This window comes from Pseudomonas sp. Au-Pse12 (assembly GCF_021341665.1).
In the GTDB taxonomy this organism is placed as follows: domain Bacteria; phylum Pseudomonadota; class Gammaproteobacteria; order Pseudomonadales; family Pseudomonadaceae; genus Aquipseudomonas.
The window spans coordinates 1-18580 of the sequence record NZ_JAJTTH010000024.1; the positions used below are offsets into that span (position 1 = coordinate 1).

Here is an 18580-nt window from a genome sequence, read left to right on the forward strand (position 1 = left end):
GCCAATGGCGAGAAGATCACCATCCCGGTCGGTGAAACCACGGGTTCGGTGAGCATCAGCGCACCGAACGATGTGCTGGTCGGCCATACCCCGCTGACCAACTCCATCACCAATGTCAGCGGTGGCAACTACGAGAACCTGGTGGCAGATAAATCGCCAGTCAGCACCACCGTGACCGATACCGTCGACACCACCAGCCTGTCCCTGGCGGCTACACCTTCGGTAGCGGAAGGCGGTTCGATCGTTTACACCGCCACCCTGAGCAACGCTGCCGGCACCCCGGTCACCGTGACCCTGTCCAACGGCGCGGTGATTACTATCGCTGCCGGTGCCACTTCGGGCACCACTACCGTCGCGGCTCCGGCTGATGACGTGTACAAGGACGCCGGCAAAGTCGAAGCGACCATCACCAAGGCTGAAGGCGGCAACTTCGAGAAACTGGTACCAAGCACTACTCCGGCCGTCACTGACGTCACCGACACCATCGACAACTCCACCGTATCGCTGAAGGCCACGCCTTCGGCGGCTGAAGGTGGCAACGTCACTTACACCGCGACTGTCACCGCTCCGGTGACCGGCTCGCCGGTAGTCGTGACCCTAGCCAATGGTGAAAAAATCACCATTCCAGTCGGTGAAACCACGGGTTCGGTGAGCATCAGCGCGCCTAACGACGTGCTGGTTGGCCACACCCCGCTGACCAACTCCATCACCAATGTCAGCGGCGGCAACTACGAGAACCTGGTGGCCGACAAGACTCCGGTCAGCACCACCGTGACCGATACCGTCGACACCACCAACCTGTCGCTGAGCGCGACCGGCACCGTGGCCGAAGGCGGTTCAATCGTTTACACCGCGACCCTCACCAACGCCGCAGGCACTCCGGTGACCGTAACGCTGAGCAACGGCGCGGTAATCACCATTGCCGCTGGCGCTACAAGTGGCACCGTGACTGTCGCCGCACCAGCCGACGACGTGTACAAAGACGCCGGCAAAGTCGAAGCCACCATCACCAAGGCCGAAGGCGGCAACTTCGAGAAGCTGGTGCCAAGCACCACGCCAGCCGTGACCGATGTCACCGACACCATCGACAACTCCACCGTATCGTTGAAGGCCACGCCTTCGGCGGCCGAAGGCGGCAATGTCACTTACACCGCGACTGTCACTGCTCCAGTGACCGGCTCGCCAGTCGTGGTCACCCTGGCCAATGGCGAGAAGATCACCATCCCGGTCGGTGAAACCACCGGTTCGGTGAGCATCAGCGCACCGAACGATGTGCTGGTCGGCCACACCCCGCTGACCAACTCCATCACCAATGTCAGCGGTGGCAACTACGAGAACCTGGTGGCCGACAAGACTCCGGTCAGCACCACCGTGACCGATACCATCGACACCACCACCGTCAGCCTCACCGCCACTGGCACGGTGGCCGAAGGTGGCCAGATCACTTACACCGCGACCCTGAGCAATGCTCCAGGTACTCCGGTTACCGTGACCCTAAGCAACGGTGCAGTGATCACCATCGCTGCCGGTGCCACTTCGGGCACCGCTACCGTCGCGGCTCCGGCTGATGACGTCTATAAAGACGCCGGCAAAGTCGAAGCCACCATCACCAAGGCCGAAGGCGGTAACTTCGAGAAGCTGGTACCGAGCACCACTCCAGCCGTCACTGACGTCACTGACACAATCGACACCAGCACCGTCACGCTGAAGGCCACGCCTTCGGCTGCCGAAGGCGGCAATGTCACTTACACCGCGACTGTCACTGCTCCGGTGACCGGCTCGCCAGTAGTCGTGACCCTGGCCAATGGCGAGAAGATCACCATCCCGGTCGGTGAAACCACGGGTTCGGTGAGCATCAGCGCACCGAACGATGTGCTGGTCGGCCACACCCCGCTGACCAACTCCATCACCAATGTCAGCGGCGGCAACTACGAGAACCTGGTGGCCGATAAGACTCCGGTCAGCACCACCGTGACCGATACCGTCGACACCACCAACCTGTCGCTGAGTGCGACCGGCACCGTGGCCGAAGGCGGTTCAATCGTTTACACCGCGACCCTGACCAATGCCGCTGGCACCCCGGTCACAGTGACCCTGTCCAACGGCGCGGTGATCACCATCGCCGCTGGGGCAACCAGTGGCACCGTAACCGTGGCCGCGCCAGCCGACGACGTGTACAAGGACGCCGGCAAAGTTGAAGCCACCATCACCAAGGCCGAAGGCGGTAACTTCGAGAAGCTGGTGCCAAGCACCACTCCGGCCGTCACTGACGTCACCGATACCATCGACAACTCCACCGTATCGCTGAAAGCCACGCCTTCGGCGGCGGAAGGTGGCAACGTCACTTACACCGCGACCGTTACCGCACCAGTGACCGGTTCGCCAGTCGTGGTCACCCTGGCCAATGGCGAGAAGATCACCATCCCGGTCGGTGAAACCACGGGTTCGGTGAGCATCAGCGCGCCTAACGACGTGCTGGTTGGCCACACCCCGCTGACCAACTCCATCACCAATGTCAGCGGTGGCAACTACGAGAACCTGGTGGCCGACAAGACTCCGGTCAGCACCACCGTGACCGACACTATCGACACCACCAGCGTCAGCCTCAGCGCCACCGGCACCGTGGCCGAAGGCGGCTCGATCATCTACACCGCGACCCTGACCAACGCCGCCGGTACGCCGGTCACCGTGACCCTGTCCAACGGTGCCGTGATCAACATCGCCGCCGGCAAAACCACCGGTACCGTCACCGTCGCGGCGCCGGCAGACGACGTCTATATCGACGCCGGCAAGGTCAATGCCTCGATCACCAGCGCCACCGGAGGCAACTTCGAGAAGCTGGTGCCGGACACCACGCCAGCGGTGACCAACGTGACCGATACCGTGGATACCACTTCGGTGGGCATCACCGGCAGCACCTCGGTCACTGAAGGCCAGACCGCCAGCTACACCGTGAGCCTGACCCACCCGGCACAAACCGAAGTCACCCTGAAGATCAGCTACAGCGGCACCGCCACCGACGGCTCGGACTTCAGCGGCGTGTACACCGTGAAGATCCCGGCCGGCGCCAGCAGCGCCACCTTCAACGTCGCCACCATTGACGACAAGATCACCGAAGGCACGGAAAACTTCGTGGTCAAGATCGACTCGGCCACCGGTGGCAACTTCGAGAACCTGGTGGTGGGCAGCAACAACAGCGTCACCACCTCGATCATCGACAACGATGCTCCGCCGGTCATCGACCTGGACGCCAACAACTCCAGCGGCGCCACCGGGGCCGACTACAAGGTCACCTTCACCGAAGGCACCGCGGGCCCTGGCGTGTCGATCGCCGACACCGACCTGAGCATCACCGACCCGGACAGCACGATGCTCACTGGCGCGACCATCGTGCTGACCAACCGTCAGCCGGGGGACTCGCTGAACCTGGGCAACAGCGTCAACGGCATCACCATCAATGCCAACAGCAAGGACGGTTCGATCACCCTGACCCTGTCGGGCAACGCGACGCTGGCCGACTACATGCAGCAGATCAAGAACATCACCTTCACCAACAACAGTGAAGATCCGAGCACCACGCCACGGACCATCACCGTGACCGTGACCGATGGCGGCAACTATTCCAACGTCGCTACCACCACGGTCAACGTGGTGGCGGTCAACGACGCCCCAACCGCCACCGGCGGCGCCGTGACCGGCAGTGAAGACACCCCGCTGGCCCTGACCTGGTCGAACTTCGGCGTCAGCGACGTCGACAGCCCGGCGTCCAGCCTCGGAGTGAAGATCACCCAGCTGCCCAGTGACGGCAAACTGCAGTACCTGGACGGTTCGACCTGGAAGGACGTGGCCAACAACCAGACCTTCAGCAAGGCCGATATCGATGCCGGCAAACTGCGCTTCACCCCGGACGCCAACGAATCCGGCACCAACGGCTACGGCGGCAGCGGCGTGGGCAACCAGCAGGCCGATTACGCCCAGATCAAGTTCCAGCCAACCGATGGCCAGGCCCTGGGCAGCACCGGTACGGTCACGGTCGACATCACCCCAGTGGCCGATGCTCCGACCCTGAGCGTGGCCGGCAACAACGTGAACTCGGTGGGCCTGCTCAAGGAAGTCTGGACCGGCCTCAGCGGCCTGGGCACCGACGGCAGCGGCGCGTCCGCCAGCACCCTGAAATCGGTGATCGACGCCGCTGGCACGCCAAACAGCAGCAGCCTGGCGACCAACGTCCAGTCCGACGGCAACATTACCCCGGGCACCGCATCGAAGACCTCGGGCCTGATCTACCTGGAAGCCGGCAAGTCCTACACCTTCTCCGGCACCGGCGACGACAGCCTGTTGGTGACCATCGGCGGCAAGAACGTGGCCAGCACCACCTGGGGCGCGGGCGGTAACCTCAACGGTACCTTCACCCCGACCACCAGCGGCTACTACACCATCGATATCTACCACCACAACCAGAGCGGCCCGGGCAGCTACGACGTCAACCTGTCAGTCAACGGCGCCACGGCGGTGGACCTGAGCAATGCCGGCGTGCCGCTGTACACCGGCGTCACCGACCTGACCAACGCCGGGGTTTCGGTGTCCGACCTGCACGGCACCAACGGCGAGGGGTACTACGACGGCTACAAGCTCAACGAAGGCGGCGAAGGCGGCAGCGTGCATCTGTCGAAGATCAGCACCGGGCTGACCGATACCGACGGTTCGGAAACCCTGAGCGTGAAGATCAGCGGCATTCCTGCAGGCTCCGTGCTCAGCGATGGTGCCGGGCATACCTTCACCGCCACCGCGAGCTCCGGCGAAGCCAACGTCACCGGCTGGAACCTGGGCAACCTGACGGTCACGCCACCGCCTTACTACAACGGCTCGTTCAACCTCAACGTGACCTCGACCTCCACCGAGTCCCTGGGCGGTTCCGCCAGCTCCACGGCGCAGATCCCGGTCAAGGTCTACCCGGCCACCTACAACGCGGTGGTCGCCACCTCCGGCGACGATACCGTTACCGGCACCGACGGCAACGACATCGTGGTGGCCGACATCGGCGGCCTGACCGTGGTCCCGGGCACCAACTACAACATCGCCTTCATGGTGGACTCCTCGGGCAGTATGAGCAGCGCCTCGATCACCGCGGCCAAGAACTCCCTGACCTCGGTGTTCAATACCCTGAAGAACAGCATCGGCAGCGCCGGCTCGGGCACCGTGAACATCTTCCTGGCGGACTTCGACACCCAGGTCAACAAGTCGGTATCGGTGAACCTCAACGATCCGAATGCCCTGGCCCAGCTCAAGGCCGTGCTGGATTCGATGTCCTCCGGCGGCGGCACCAACTATGAAGACGTGTTCAAGGCCACGGCCAACTTCTTCCAGAGCAGCCAGGCCACCGGCAATACCAATGCCACCAACCTGACGTACTTCATCACCGACGGTAAGCCGACCTATTACCAGAGCGGCGAGCAGACCAACCCGACGCTGTATGGCAACGTGCGCCTCGACGATGTGGTGACCACCAGCAACTACAAGCTGGGGGACACCTTCAGCACCTACATCGACAACACCCACGCCCTGAGCGTGAACGCCAACGGCACCGTGGTCCTGCAGACCTACAGCAGCAACTGGTGGGGCAGCGGCTGGAACAGCACGACCCTGGGCACCCTGCACGCCCAAGGTGACGGCACCTATGAGCTGTCGAGCCTGGCGGGTAACGGCAACAGCACCAACTCGGCCACCACCAGCAACTCCAATGACGGCTTCGTACTGCTGAGCAAACTGTCCCAGGTGGAAGCCATCGGCCTGAACAGCGATGTCAGCCTCAACGACCTGAAGCCTTACGACAGCGACGGCAAGCCGCAGACCAACATCGACCCGAACAACCTGGCCAACTCGATCATCGGCCACACCGAAGCCACCATGCCCGGCGCCGACACCGTCAGCGGCGGCAACGGCAACGACATCCTGTTCGGCGACCTGGTGAGTTTCAACGGCGTCGCCGGCGAGGGCTACCAGGCCATGCAGGCCTACGTGGCCAAGCAGACCGGGGTCGATGTGAGCCAGGTCAGCACCAGCAACGTGCACCAGTACATTACCGAGCACTACACCGAGTTCGATGTGTCTGGCAGCCACGACGGCAACGACACCCTGCTGGGTGGCGATGGCAATGACATTCTCTTCGGCCAGGGCGGCAACGACTTCCTGGACGGCGGCCGGGGCAATGACATCCTGCTGGGTGGCACCGGTAACGACACCCTGATCGGTGGCAAGGGCAATGACATCCTGATTGGCGGTTCGGGAGCCGATACCTTCGTCTGGAAGGCTGGCGACACCGGCAACGACGTGATCAAGGACTTCAAGGCCAGCGAAGGTGACCGTATCGACCTGCGGGACCTGCTGCAGGGCGAGAGCGCCAGCACCATCGACAACTTCCTCAAGATCACCACCGTGGACGGGGTCTCGACCCTGCAGGTCAGCTCCGAAGGCAAGCTCAACGCGGCCGGAGGCCTGGCCAACGCCGACGTGACGATCAAGCTGGAAGGCAACAACTGGTCCAACGCCAACATCAATTCGTTGATCGCCGGTAGCGACCCGACCATCAAGATCGATCACAACAACAGCTGATAGGCTCCTGGCAGCCACCCCTTGCGGGTGGTTGCCGGCTTTTGGCGGACAACCTGCGCCGTGACGATTGTCGCGGAGCACCGCATACTCACGCCCTGAGTGTTGCGTTGGCCTACGCCATTGAGCGCCGGACGCCGAATAAAAAAGCCTGAGGGATTTGCCATGTTCTACGTGCAACGCGATGCGCAAGGTCAGCTGATTCGCGTGGAAGCCACCGCTTACGCCGAGGCTACCGAGACGCTGCCTGCCAATCACCTCGAGATCCAGACCTGGTACGCCAACGAGGCGGTGGAAGTCAGTCTCAAGCAACTCAAGCAGAGCGACCTGGATATGATCCGGGTGCTGGACGACCTGATTCAGGTCCTGACCAGCAAGGGCGTGATTCGCGTCACCGATCTGCCGGCGGCGGCCCAGGCCAAGCTGATGGATCGTACCCAGGCCCGGGTGGCCCTGGGTGGTTTGAGCCGGCTGATCAACGATGATGAAACCGGACTGATCTGAAACGCTGCGCCGGCCAGCCGGGCTCCTACTGCAGGAGCCGGGCCGGCGAAAGCGCGTTCAACTCCAGGGCGCCGGTTCGCCGAACAGTTGCCCTTGCACGCCATGCAAGCCCATCTCGCGTATCACCTGCAGCTCACCCTCGGTCTCGACCCGCTCGGCAATCAGCGGCAAGTCGATGCTGTGGGCCGCGCGCTGGATGGCTTCGATGAACAGGCGCTTGTCGCTTTCCTGATCGATGTCGCGGATGTAGCTGCCGTCGATCTTCAGGTAGGCCAGCCCCAGGCGCGCCAGGTTGCCGATCATGCTGAAGCGCCCGCCGAAGCGTTGCAGGCTGAGGGAGAACCCCAGCTCCCGCAGGCGCCGGGTCAGTTGCTCCAGCAGGGCCTGCTCGGGCAACTGCTCTTCACCGATCTCCAGGGTCAGGCGCGGGCCCAGGTCGGAATGCTGGCGGAGGATCTCGAACACCCGGTTAAGGGCTTGCGGGTCCGCCAGGGTCGCCGCCGACAGGTTCAGCGCCAGGCAGTCCTCATGGTTCACCATCTGTTTCAGCACCTGCTCGAGCATCAGCAGGTCCAGGCGTGAAGTCCAACCGAAACGCTCCAGCCACGGCAGGAAACGCCCGGCCGGGATGGTCTGGCCCTGCTCATCAAGCAACCGCGACAGCACCTTGTAGTGCAGCACCAGGGAGGTGTCCCGGGCAGCCACCACCGGCTGGAAATACAGCTGGAAGCGCTGCTCCGACAGGGCCCGGTCCAACCGTTGATGCCAGGCATGGTGGTCATCTCCGAGCTGGGCGCTGGCGCCCTGGTCGAGGCAAGCCCAACCGGTGTCGCCCTGGGCTTCGGCCTGGGCCAGGGCCTGGTCGCCGAGGCTGAGCACGGCTTGCGGCGAGTCACCGTGGGCAAAGGCCGCCAGGCCGATGGAGGCCACCGAGGCAACATCGGTGGCGCCAGTGGCGTGCAGGTTGCCCAGGGCACTGTCCAGGCTCTGCGCCAGCTGGATGGCTTCCTCACGCACCAGCCCCGGCGCCAGCACGGCGAACTCGCCGCCACGGACCCGGGTTACCAGGTTTTGAGTTTCCGGGTACTTGTTGCATTCACGCAGCAGCTGTTCACCCACGGCCTTGAGCAACTGGTCGGTGCGCTGGCCACCCAGGCGCTGGTTCAGCCCGGCCAGATCCTTGACCCGCAACAGCAGCAAGTAGCCGGAGCTGGCCTGCTCCGGGTTGCTGACCCGGGCGTGCAGCTGCATTTCAAAATAGCGCCGGTTGGCCAGCCCGGTCAGGCTGTCCTGATAAGACTCGATGCGCAGCTTCTCGCTGCGCTCGGCCTGCTCCTGGAACAGCGCCTTGAGCTTCTCGACCATCTGGTTCATGGCCTGCACCACGCGCCGCAGCTCCGGAGTACGCGGCAATTGCGGCAGGCTGAGGAATTCGCGGCGGGCAATGGCGTGGGATTGCTGGACCATGTAGTCCAGGGGCTTGAGCTGGCGCCGCAGCAGCAGGGCGCCGAGCACCGCGCTCACCGCACCGCAGATCAACAGCCAGCCCAGGCTGCCCAGGGCGCTTTGCCAAAGCTTGGCCACGGCAAACATCGGGTGGCTGAGCACCTCGACCCGCGCCGCCTGCTCCCAGCCGCGGCTGACGATGGCGTCGCCACCCGCCGGCTCCAGGCCAATGAGGCTGACGAACCACTGGGGCACGTTGCCGACTTCCGGGATGCCGCTGCGCTCGACAATGGTCTTCTCGGTGGCCAGGTCCACCACCCGGATGCTGGCGTAATAGCCGCTGTCGAAGATCGAGCTGACCATCAGCTCGACCATTGCCGGGTCGTCGATATTCGGCGTCAGCGACAGCGCCAGCGCGGTGGCAGCATCCTGGGCATGGGAGCGCAGCTGATTGACATACTGGGTGCGCGAGCTTTCCAGGCTGACCATGAAGCTGCCGCTGAAGGCGACCACCAGGAACACACAGATTGCGATCAGCAGTTGTTTGAACAAAGACATCTGAGCTCGTGCTCCTAGTTAGTCGTCTCGACCGGGAAACCTTCGGCCTGCATTTTTTTCAACACGTCCTGCCAACGGGACAGGCGCTTGGTGTCGCCGACCCGCTTGTTGCCCTTGGCGCCCGGCAGCCACAGCCCTTCGGCATTGAAGGAGTACACCGGCAACAGGTCGGTACGTTCGCTGGCCGGGCGGATCGAGTCCTCCAGGCTGTCGAGTACCAGCGGCATGGCATCCGCGCTGGAATAGTAGGTCAAGACCATGTGCGCGCGATTCTGGCGCAGGGCCTTGACGTAGGTGATGCGCAATTTGTCACTGGAAACCCCGAGGTGGCGCAGGCTGAAGTACTTGGCGATCGCATAGTCCTCGCAGTCGCCAGCGCCCTTCCACAGCGCCTCGATCGGCGTTTCCCAATAATCCACCTGGTGCCACAGGTCGATGTCCTCGACGTAGCGCATGTTCTTGTTGAAGAACAGGTTGACCACCTTCAATTGCTCGCGCTCGGGCACCTGTTTTTGCGTGGCCAGCAAATGCTGCCAGGCATCGATGCGTTGCTGCCCTTCGCCCAGCGGGCCATAGAGCGCCGTGGCACGGCGACTGATCAGGGAGAAGTCCCAGTCGGCGTGCAGGCTGCCCAACAGCGCGCCGGCCAGCAGCAGAGCCGTACAGAACCAGCGCAGGGTCCGAGAAAGAGCTAAACGTGCCGCCAATGCAATGAGTCCATGGGAGCTGTCGTAAATCGGCTGATGGTGAAGGCTGGCCCGGCAAAAAACAATGGCACCTTACAATCACCGGCCGCCCGGGCAGGGCCTGCGCGGAACCTTCAGAGAATAGCCGCAAGACGCGGTCCGGCTACTGGCAACGCGCACCGGCCGTGCTCCATCGCAGGCGTGCATTCACCGCCCGCTGGCACTATGTTAGGAGCCATCCGCGTCCTTCAGCCTGCCCCTGGCCGGGGCAAGAGCGCAGCGACCGGCTCACGTGCTTAAGGAAAAGCTGTGTACACCGACACCCGACATTGGACGCTGGTGGTCAACCCCGGGCAAGCCACCCGAATCCGCCTGATCTGCTTTCCCCAGGCCGGGGCGGCAGCCGAGCAACTGCGTGTGTGGTCCAACGGCCTGGCTGACCATATCGAGCTGGTCGTGCTCAACCTGCCGGGGCATGGCCCGCGTCACGACGAAACGCCCTGCGACAGCTGGCCAAGCCTGTTGCAACACACCTTCGCCGCCCTCGACCCGTGGCTCGGCGAGCCCCATGCACTGTTCGGCCACGGCCTGGGCGCCCTGTTGGCCTACGAGACCAGCAAGCACGCCCAGGCGCACTTTCCCCGGCAGACCCGGCACCTGTTCGTCTCCGGTTGCCGCAGCCCGGACAGCCTGCCACGCCGGCCCTTGCTCCACTCCCTGCCCGTCGCGGCCTTTCGCGAGGCGATCCTGACGCTCGGCGCCAGCCCCCTGGAGATGCCCCGGGGGCAGAACGACCTGCAGCCGTACGAGCGCCTGCTGCGCAATGGCCTGAAGCTCTTCGAAACCTGGTACGACACCTCCAGCGGTTGGCTCGATGTGCCCTTGACCGCGTTCTACGGCAGCGAGGATCCGCTGGCGACGGCCAGCCACATGCTCAATTGGCGAGAGTTCACCACACGCGAATTCGAGCTGATCGAAGTGGCCGGCAACCACTTCTTCATCAAGTCCCAACGCCAGCGCCTGCTGCAGGTCATCAACACCCACCTGGGGTTGCTGAGCGAATACCCGGCCTGATCGGCGCCCATGAAAAAGCCCGCCCTGCGGTCAGGCAGGAGCGGGCTTGAGGAGGGTGCGGGCCGGCTTCAGATCTTGAAGCTGTCCACCAGTTGCTTCAGGCGGCTGGCCTGCTGCGACAGTGCATCGCAATCCTTCAGGGTTTCATTGAGGTTGGCCACGCCCTGCTGGTTCAGCAGGTTGATCTGGTTGATGTCGACGTTGAGGGTCTCCACCACTGCGGTCTGCTCCTCGGTCGCCGCCGCCACCGACTGGTTCATGCCGTCGATCTCGCCGATCCGTTGAGTCACGCTGACCAGCCGCGCACCGGCCTGATTGGCCACTTCGACGCTCTCTTCGCTGGACACCTGGCTGGCGTTCATGGTCGACACCGCTTCACGGGAGCCAACCTGCAAGGAAGTGATCATCTTGTGGATCTCTTCCGCCGACTCCTGGGTACGGTGGGCCAGGTTGCGCACCTCGTCGGCCACCACGGCAAAGCCACGCCCGGCTTCACCGGCGCGGGCCGCTTCGATGGCGGCGTTGAGGGCCAGCAAGTTGGTCTGCTGGGAGATGCCCTTGATCACGTCGAGGATGTGCCCGATGTTGTCGGTGCTGGCATTCAGGGTTTCGATCTGGGTGCAGGACAGGCTGATCTTCTGCGACAGCTCGGTCATCGCCTGGATGGTCTGCTCCACCACTTGGCGGCCATCGTCGGCCTGCTCGCTGGCGCCACTGGCGTGCTGCGAGGCGTCGGCGGCGTTACGGGCGATTTCCTGGGTAGCGGCCCCCAGTTCGTTGATCGCCGCGGCCACACTGTTGGTGCGCGCGCTTTGCTCGTCGGAGCCGATGATCGAGGCGTTGGACGAGGCCATCACGCGCTGGGAGAGGTCGTGCACCTGGCGAGTGGCCGAGGACACTTCGGAAATCGATGCGTGAATCCGCTCCACGAACTGGTTGAACGAGCTGCCCAGTTCGCCGAATTCGTCCTTGCTCTCCACCACCAGGCGCCGAGTCAGGTCGCCTTCGCCCTGGGCGATGTCCTGCATCGCACGGCCCATGGTGATCAATGGGCGCATCAGCACCTGGATCAGCAGGGTCAGCAGCACCGCGATCACCGCCACGGCGATAAACATCGCGATCAGGGCGGAAGTACGGAATTGGCTCAGCGGCGCGTAGGCCTTGTCCTTGTCGATGGACAGGCCGATGTACCACTCGGCATTCGGCAAACCGGTCACCGGTGTGAAGGAGAGGATGCGCTGCTGTTTGTTCAGCACCACTTCCTGGTTGCCCTTCTCGATTCGCACGTTGGCGCCAGGGTAGATGTCCTTGAGGTTCTTCATCACCTGGTCCTTGTCCGGGCTGACGATCACTTGACCGTCAGCGCTGACCAGGAAAGCGTGGCCGAGGCCACCGAAGTCCACGGAGTTGATGATCTTCACCAGGGTTTCCAGGCTCAGGTCGCCACCGACCACGCCCAGCAGTTCGCCCTGCTTTTTCACCGGCATGGCAATGGTTACCACCAGGCCACCCACGGCCGCCATGTAGGGCGGGGTCAGCATGGTCTTGTCGGCAGCGACGGCCTGCTTGTACCAAGGGCGCTGACGCGGGTCATAGCCGTCGGGCATCTTCGCGTCGGGGCGCTGGGTGAAAGTGCCGTTGGCCTGGCCGACGTAGGTGAACTGGAAGTTCGAAGTGAAGGCCGGCTGGTCCACCAGCCCCGGGAAATCTGCGTTTTGACCTTGGTGAGCGACGTTCTGCGCGAGGTTCTCAAGCACCAGGATCCGCCCGCTCATCCAGTTCTGCACACTGCTGGAGGTGAGTTCGCCAGCCTGCTGGATAGAGGATTCAAGGTTCTGTCGAATGGTGTTTCGCTGTAGGTAGTCGTTGTACAAAGTGAACAACGCAAACGCCAGAACCACTACGCCGGAGGCGGCCAAAAGGATTTTATGGCTGAACTTGAGATTCATTTCATGGGACTTCTTATGCCAAAAGTGGGGATGCGTCAGTAATGCAACATTCCATGTAACAGCGCAGGCGACATTCTCTGACCGCTCTACTTTGGTGCACGCATGTCTCGTCACTCTTTCGGCAAGATTCTTCGAACCCTTAGAGATTTTTCTGAATTACCCGCCTGAATTTGCCAAATCCCGCCGAACGGTGTTCCAGAGCATCCGCGACGCATTTTCAGATGACCAACATCACCCTGCTTATTGCCAAATCGGCGAACCTTCAATGACAATGCGACTAATTATCATTTGTGACACTCAGGCAGTCTGCGTCCATGTCATCACCCGAGTTCGCCGTACAGACGCTCTACAGCCATCACCATGGTTGGCTCAACAGCTGGTTGCGCCAGCGTCTGGGTAATGCCGCGGATGCCGCTGACCTGGCCCAGGACACCTTCGTGCGCCTGCTGCAGAAAACCGAACGCCTCGAACTCAAGGCACCGCGAGCCTTCTTGCGCACCATCGCCCGGGGGTTGGTGATCGACCACTGGCGCCGCGAAGAAATTGAACGCGCCTACCTGGAAACCATTGCTCACCTACCCGAAGCACAAACGCCTGGCGCCGAAGCCCGGGCGTTGATTCTGCAGCTGCTGGAAAGCATTGCGCGGATGCTCGAAGGGCTAAAGCCGAAAGTGCGTCAGGCTTTTCTCCTGGCTCAGTGCGAAGAACTTACCCACAAGCAGATTGCCGAGCAAATGGGCCTGTCCCTGCGTACCGTCGAGCGCTATGTAGCCCAGGCGCTCTATCACTGCTATCTGCTGCGCTACGAGAGCTGACGCCTGTGGATAACTTTTCCAGCAGCCTGCCCCTCAAGCCCAATCCCGATCATCTGGTGGTCAAGCAGGCCATCAACTGGTTGCTGCGCCTGCGCAACAACGGCGCCAATCCCACGCTGCAACAGCAATGCGATCTGTGGCGAGCGGCGCACCAGGAACATGAGCTGGCCTGGCAGCGGGTGCAGTCATTGCAGCAGGAACTCAATGCCAACCTGCGCTCGGTTCCCGGGGCTCAGGTGGCGTTGCATACCCTGGAAAACAGCAGCCAGCGCCTGGGCCGGCGCCAGGCCTTGAAACTGCTCAGTGGCGCCCTGCTCCTGGGTTCCAGCGCCTGGGTCGGCAAGGATCTGCTGGGCTGGCAACAATGGAATGCCGACTTTGCCACCGCCGTCGGCGAGCAGCGCGGCTTCCAACTGCCCGATGGCACGCGCCTGGAGCTCAATACCGACAGCGCGGCGGACCTGGACTTCAACGCCGAGCAACGTCTGATCAGACTGCGCCGGGGCGAGATCATGGTCTCCTGTGGCGCCGATCACGGCCCGGCCCATCGTCCGCTGCTGGTGCAAAGCCGCCACACCTTGCTGGAAGGCTTCGACGCCCGCTTCGTGGTGCGCATGGAAGACAGTTGCACGCGCCTGAGCGTGACTCATGGCGCCGTGGCCATCCATGCGCCACAGACCGCCGATGGCCGCAACGCCAGGGTGGAGGCGGGGCAGAGCTATCAGATCAGCCATGGCCTGGCAGCACCCGTCGCGCCCCTGGCGATGGACGTCGGGGCCTGGGCCGATGGCCTGATCGTCACGCGCAACATGCGCCTGGATGAGTTTCTTCAGGAGGTCGGCCGCTACCGCCATGGTTACCTCGGGTGCTCCGCAGCCATTGCCTCGCTGCGCCTGTCCGGGGTGTTTCGCCTGGAGGACAGCGACAAGCTCTTGGCCATCCTGCCCCAGACCCTGCCCGTGCGCTTGCGCTACCGCAGCCGCTGGTGGGTGAGCCTGGAAGCCGTGGCTTGAAGTGCATGCCTGCGATTTTTTTTGGCGGGTTTTGCCAGGACGTCCGGCTTAGTCAGTAAGCACTTCACTCTGCTTCCTGCGACCTCAACGGAACCTGCCATGACTCTGCGCGACAACCGCCCAAGCTCTCCCTGCGCCCGCCCCTTGCGCCAAGCCATCCATGCCGCCCTGCTGTGTTCCAGCATCGGCCTTGGCGCGGTGGCTCCCATGGTGCTGGCCGCCGATGCCAGCCTCGACACGGCACACCACAGCTACAACGTAGCCCCGGGCAGCCTCGGCGATGCACTCAACCAGTTCGCCCGCCAGGCCGAGATCACCCTGTCCACCACGCCGGCCCTGATCCAGGGCCGGCAATCCTCCGGGCTTCAGGGCGACTATTCGATTCCCCAGGGCCTGAACCGGTTGCTTCGGGATTCCGGGCTCGAGGCGGTCAGCCAGGATGGCAGTAGCTATGTACTGCGGCCCCAGCCCCAAGGCAGCGCCATGAGCCTGCCGACCACCGAGGTCAAAGGCTTTGCCCTGGGGAACGCCCTGGGCAGCATGGACGGCTACAACGCGACACACAGTCAGATCGCCACCAAGACCAGCACCGCGCTGCTGGAAACCTCGCAAAGCGTCTCGGTGGTGACCCGCGAACAAATCGACGACCAGGGCGCGCAAACCGTCGCGCAGACCCTGCGCTATACGCCTGGTGTGCTGACCAACCCCTATGGCGCCACCCACCGTTATGACTACGTGGCGATGCGCGGTTTCAACGACGGCTCGGTGGACAACATCTACCTCGATGGCCTCAAGTCCATGGGCGATAGCGGCACCTACAGCAGCATGCAGGTCGACCCCTACTTTCTCGAACGGGTGGATATTCTCAAGGGCCCCTCATCGGTGCTCTATGGCCGCAGCTCCCCTGGCGGCCTGGTGGCCCTGACCAGCAAGAAGCCCCTCTACGAGCCCTATCACCAGGTTCAGGCGACTGTCGGCACCCAAGGTAAACAGGGCCTGGGTTTCGACTTCAGCGGGCCACTGGATGATGACAAGCGCATCGCCTATCGGCTGATCGGCCTGACGGACAAATCCGACACCCAGTTCGACCATACCCGGGAAAAACGCTTTGCCCTGGCTCCGACCCTGAGCCTCGACTTCAGCGAAGACACCTCACTGACGCTCCAGGCGTACCTGCAAAATGACCCTGATGGCGGCTACCACGGCGGCATGCCGGCCAACGGCACGCTGAACCAGCGCAACGGCCAGCGTATTTCCGAGCACTTCTTCGAAGGCGAGCCCGGCATCGATGGCTACAAGCGTGAGCAACAGTCGTTCGGCTACCAGTTCGAACACCGTTTCAACGACACCTTCACTGCCCGGCAGAACTTCCGCTACCTCGATTCCAAGGTCAAGCTCGACCAGGTGTATGCCTATGGCTGGACCCATGCCAGCAGCAACGACTTGAACCGCTATTACTCGGGAGGAGATGAAAAGCTCCACTCCTTTATCGTCGATAACATGCTGCAGGCCGAATTCCTCACCGGCGACGTCAAGCACACCATGCTGCTCGGGGCTGACTATCAGCGGCGCAAGACCGTGGTCGACTGGGACCAGGGAACCTTGCAGCCGATCAACGCATTCAACCCGGTCTATGGCCACTCGACGATCGATTACTACAGCCACACCAGCTATTTACGGCGCCTGGAGCAGACCGGCGTGTACCTGCAAGACCTGATCGAGCTCGACCAATGGCGCTTCTCGCTGGGCCTGCGTCAGGACTGGGTAGAGACCTCGGATGAAAACCGCCTGGCCGAAGCCCAACGTCCATTGGGCACCGAAATCAGCGACAAGCGCACCAAGCTCACGGGGCGTGCCGGGGCGCTGTATCTGTTCGATAACGGTCTGGCGCCTTACGTCAGCTATTCCGAGTCCTTCAACCCCAACTCCTACGCGGACAGCGCTGGCAATCCACTGCCACCCACCGACGGCACGCAATGGGAAGTCGGGTTGAAGTACCAACCGCCGGGCCGCGACGACCTGTTCACTGCATCGCTGTTTCGCATCGATCAGGAGAACCTGGCCTCGAAACTGCCGCAGGAAAACTTCTACCGCGCAGTGGGCGCCGTACGCTCCCAGGGGCTGGAACTGGAAGCCCACATGCAACTGACTGACAAGCTGAAACTGCTGGGCAGCTATACCTTCACCGACATCACGTATTCGAAGTCGATGATCAGCACCTTGAGCAGCGCCAACCACCTCATCGAGAACAAGGGCAACTCCCCTACCCAAGCGCCGCGGCAGATGGCCTCGCTATGGGCCGACTACACGTTCGACAGCGCCGCGCTGGATGGCCTGCGCCTGGGCGGTGGCGTGCGTTATGTGGGTTACAGCTGGGCCGATGCCGAGAACAGCATGAAGGTGCCGGCCTACACCTTGTTCGATGCCTCGATCGGTTATGACCTGGGCAAGGTGGGGCTCAAGGGTATGGACCTGCGCCTGAACGCCAACAACCTGACCAATGAGTCCTACGTCGCCTCCTGCGCGAGCCTGAGCTACTGCTACCTGGGCGAAGAACGCAACGTCGCCGCCACGGTGAGCTACCAGTTCTGATCTAGGTTGATTGCAACAAAGCCAGCGCCTGTCTGCAGCCGCTGGCTTTGTCGTCTCTACGGGAAAATTTCATGCGTGCCGTTCTGGTTCTATTGCATCGCTACATCGGCTTGGCCAGCGCAGTGTTTCTGCTGCTGGCCGGCCTGACCGGGAGTGTCCTGGCCTTTCATCACGAGCTGGACGAATGGCTCAACCCCGAGTTCTATCACGCGTCCGAAGAGGGGCCGCTGTTGGCCCCGGGCGCTCTGGTGGATCGAGTTCAAACCGAGCATCCACGGCTACAGGTCTGGTACATGGAGTACCCGCAGCAAGCCGGACACGCCGCGCTGCTGGCCACCGTGCCACGCACCGACCCGGTCACCGGCCAGCCGTATGCCGAGCGCAATCAGGTGTTTTATCTGGATCCGGTCAGCGCCCGGCAGCAGGGACAACGCTTCTGGGGAGCCTGCTGCTTCCAGCGGCAGAACCTGGTGCCGTTTCTGCAGGAGTTCCACTACAACCTGAGCCTGCCTGGCAACTGGGGGCTGTGGTTGATGGGGCTGGTGGCCATTGCCTGGGTGATCGACTGCTTCATTGCCTTGTTGCTGACCCTGCCTCGCGGAAGACCGTTCTGGCATAAGTGGGCTACGGCCTGGAAGATCAAGGGTGGGCATGCCTATCGGCTGAACTTCGATCTGCATCGCGCCGGCGGGTTGTGGGTGTGGCTGCTACTGCTACCGGTCGCCATCAGCAGCGTGGCCATGAACCTGCCGAGTCAGGTGTTCAAGCCTGTGGTGTCGTTGCTCTCACCTATCGAACCCAGTGTCTATGAAGCCAGGGGAAAGATGCCGACGGCCGCATTGGGGATGACCCGGCTGACCTATCAACAGGCCTATGAGCGAGCCCTGGAAGAAGGACAACGGCTGGGGCTGAAGGAGTCGATTGGTGAGCTGTACTACAGCTTTGAATACAACTTCTATGGAGCAGGTTTTGGCCGGCACGACAGCCAAGCCCATGGTAAGTCCTGGCTGTTCTTCCACGGCACCGATGGGCGCTTGTTAGGACAAGAGATAGCCGGGCAAGGCACGCTCGGAGAGCGCTTCTACCGACTGCAGTTGCCCATACACGGAGGCAGGATCATCGGTACGACGGGGCAGGTGATGATTGCGATATTGGGTGTTCTGATTGCCGCACTGTCGCTTACCGGGATCTATATCTGGTGGCGTAAGCTGATCGCCCGTAGAAGCAGCAAGATGCGTAAAGCCAGGATCTAGGGCGCTACCTCTTCTGCACCGCCGTAACTTTAATGGAGCGCAAAAACAAAACCCCTGTCTGCGTGGGCAGACAGGGGTTTT

General features: G+C 62.7%; 9 protein-coding genes and 2 pseudogenes. 7 read left to right on the plus strand and 4 right to left on the minus strand.

What is annotated here, in order from left to right:
* Together LXM55_RS31975 and LXM55_RS31980 are read left to right on the plus strand one after the other, a co-directional pair.
* Nucleotides 1-6612 (plus strand): annotated as a pseudogene (locus LXM55_RS31975) (LapA family giant adhesin); the annotation flags it as partial.
* Nucleotides 6613-6774: 162 nt separating this feature from the next.
* The gene (locus LXM55_RS31980; protein WP_233324141.1) at nt 6775-7113 is read left to right on the plus strand and encodes a tryptophan synthase subunit beta; all 339 of its coding nucleotides are present in this window, start codon (nt 6775-6777) and stop codon (nt 7111-7113) included.
* Nucleotides 7114-7170: 57 nt separating this feature from the next.
* Here the strand turns inward: LXM55_RS31980 and lapD are convergent, their stop codons facing one another.
* Nucleotides 7171-9117, minus strand: coding sequence for a cyclic di-GMP receptor LapD (gene lapD, locus LXM55_RS31985; RefSeq protein WP_233324142.1), 1947 nt, complete (start codon nt 9115-9117; stop codon nt 7171-7173).
* 14 nt (nt 9118-9131) lie between these two features.
* Nucleotides 9132-9824: a cysteine protease LapG gene (lapG, locus tag LXM55_RS31990; protein WP_233324143.1), complete on the minus strand. Its 693-nt coding sequence runs from the start codon at nt 9822-9824 to the stop codon at nt 9132-9134.
* Between the two features lie 288 nt (nt 9825-10112).
* On the opposite strand from lapG, the gene LXM55_RS31995 reads away from it, so the two are divergent.
* Complete coding sequence (locus tag LXM55_RS31995; protein WP_233324144.1) at nt 10113-10877, plus strand: thioesterase II family protein; 765 nt, start codon at nt 10113-10115, stop codon at nt 10875-10877.
* A 68-nt stretch (nt 10878-10945) separates the two neighbouring features.
* On the opposite strand, the gene LXM55_RS32895 is transcribed toward LXM55_RS31995, so the two are convergent.
* Together LXM55_RS32895 and LXM55_RS32900 are read right to left on the minus strand one after the other, a co-directional pair.
* A complete protein-coding gene (locus tag LXM55_RS32895; RefSeq protein ID WP_402893213.1) occupies nt 10946-11731 on the minus strand; it encodes a methyl-accepting chemotaxis protein in 786 nt (261 codons plus the stop codon).
* 69 nt (nt 11732-11800) lie between these two features.
* Nucleotides 11801-12826, minus strand: a pseudogene (locus LXM55_RS32900) (HAMP domain-containing protein); the annotation flags it as partial.
* Nucleotides 12827-13140: 314 nt separating this feature from the next.
* Here LXM55_RS32900 and LXM55_RS32005 point away from each other — a divergent pair.
* From LXM55_RS32005 to LXM55_RS32020, 4 genes are all read left to right on the plus strand, one after another.
* Nucleotides 13141-13641, plus strand: a complete 501-nt coding sequence (locus LXM55_RS32005; protein WP_233324146.1) for a sigma-70 family RNA polymerase sigma factor — start codon at nt 13141-13143, stop codon at nt 13639-13641.
* Nucleotides 13642-13646: 5 nt separating this feature from the next.
* On the plus strand, nt 13647-14654 hold the full coding sequence (locus LXM55_RS32010; protein ID WP_233324148.1) for a FecR domain-containing protein: 1008 nt from the start codon (nt 13647-13649) through the stop codon (nt 14652-14654).
* A 99-nt stretch (nt 14655-14753) separates the two neighbouring features.
* Nucleotides 14754-17246, plus strand: coding sequence for a TonB-dependent siderophore receptor (locus LXM55_RS32015; RefSeq protein ID WP_233324149.1), 2493 nt, complete (start codon nt 14754-14756; stop codon nt 17244-17246).
* A 71-nt stretch (nt 17247-17317) separates the two neighbouring features.
* Entirely contained in the window at nt 17318-18499 is a 1182-nt protein-coding gene (locus tag LXM55_RS32020; RefSeq protein WP_233324150.1) for a PepSY-associated TM helix domain-containing protein, read from the plus strand.
* Nucleotides 18500-18580 lie beyond the last annotated feature (81 nt).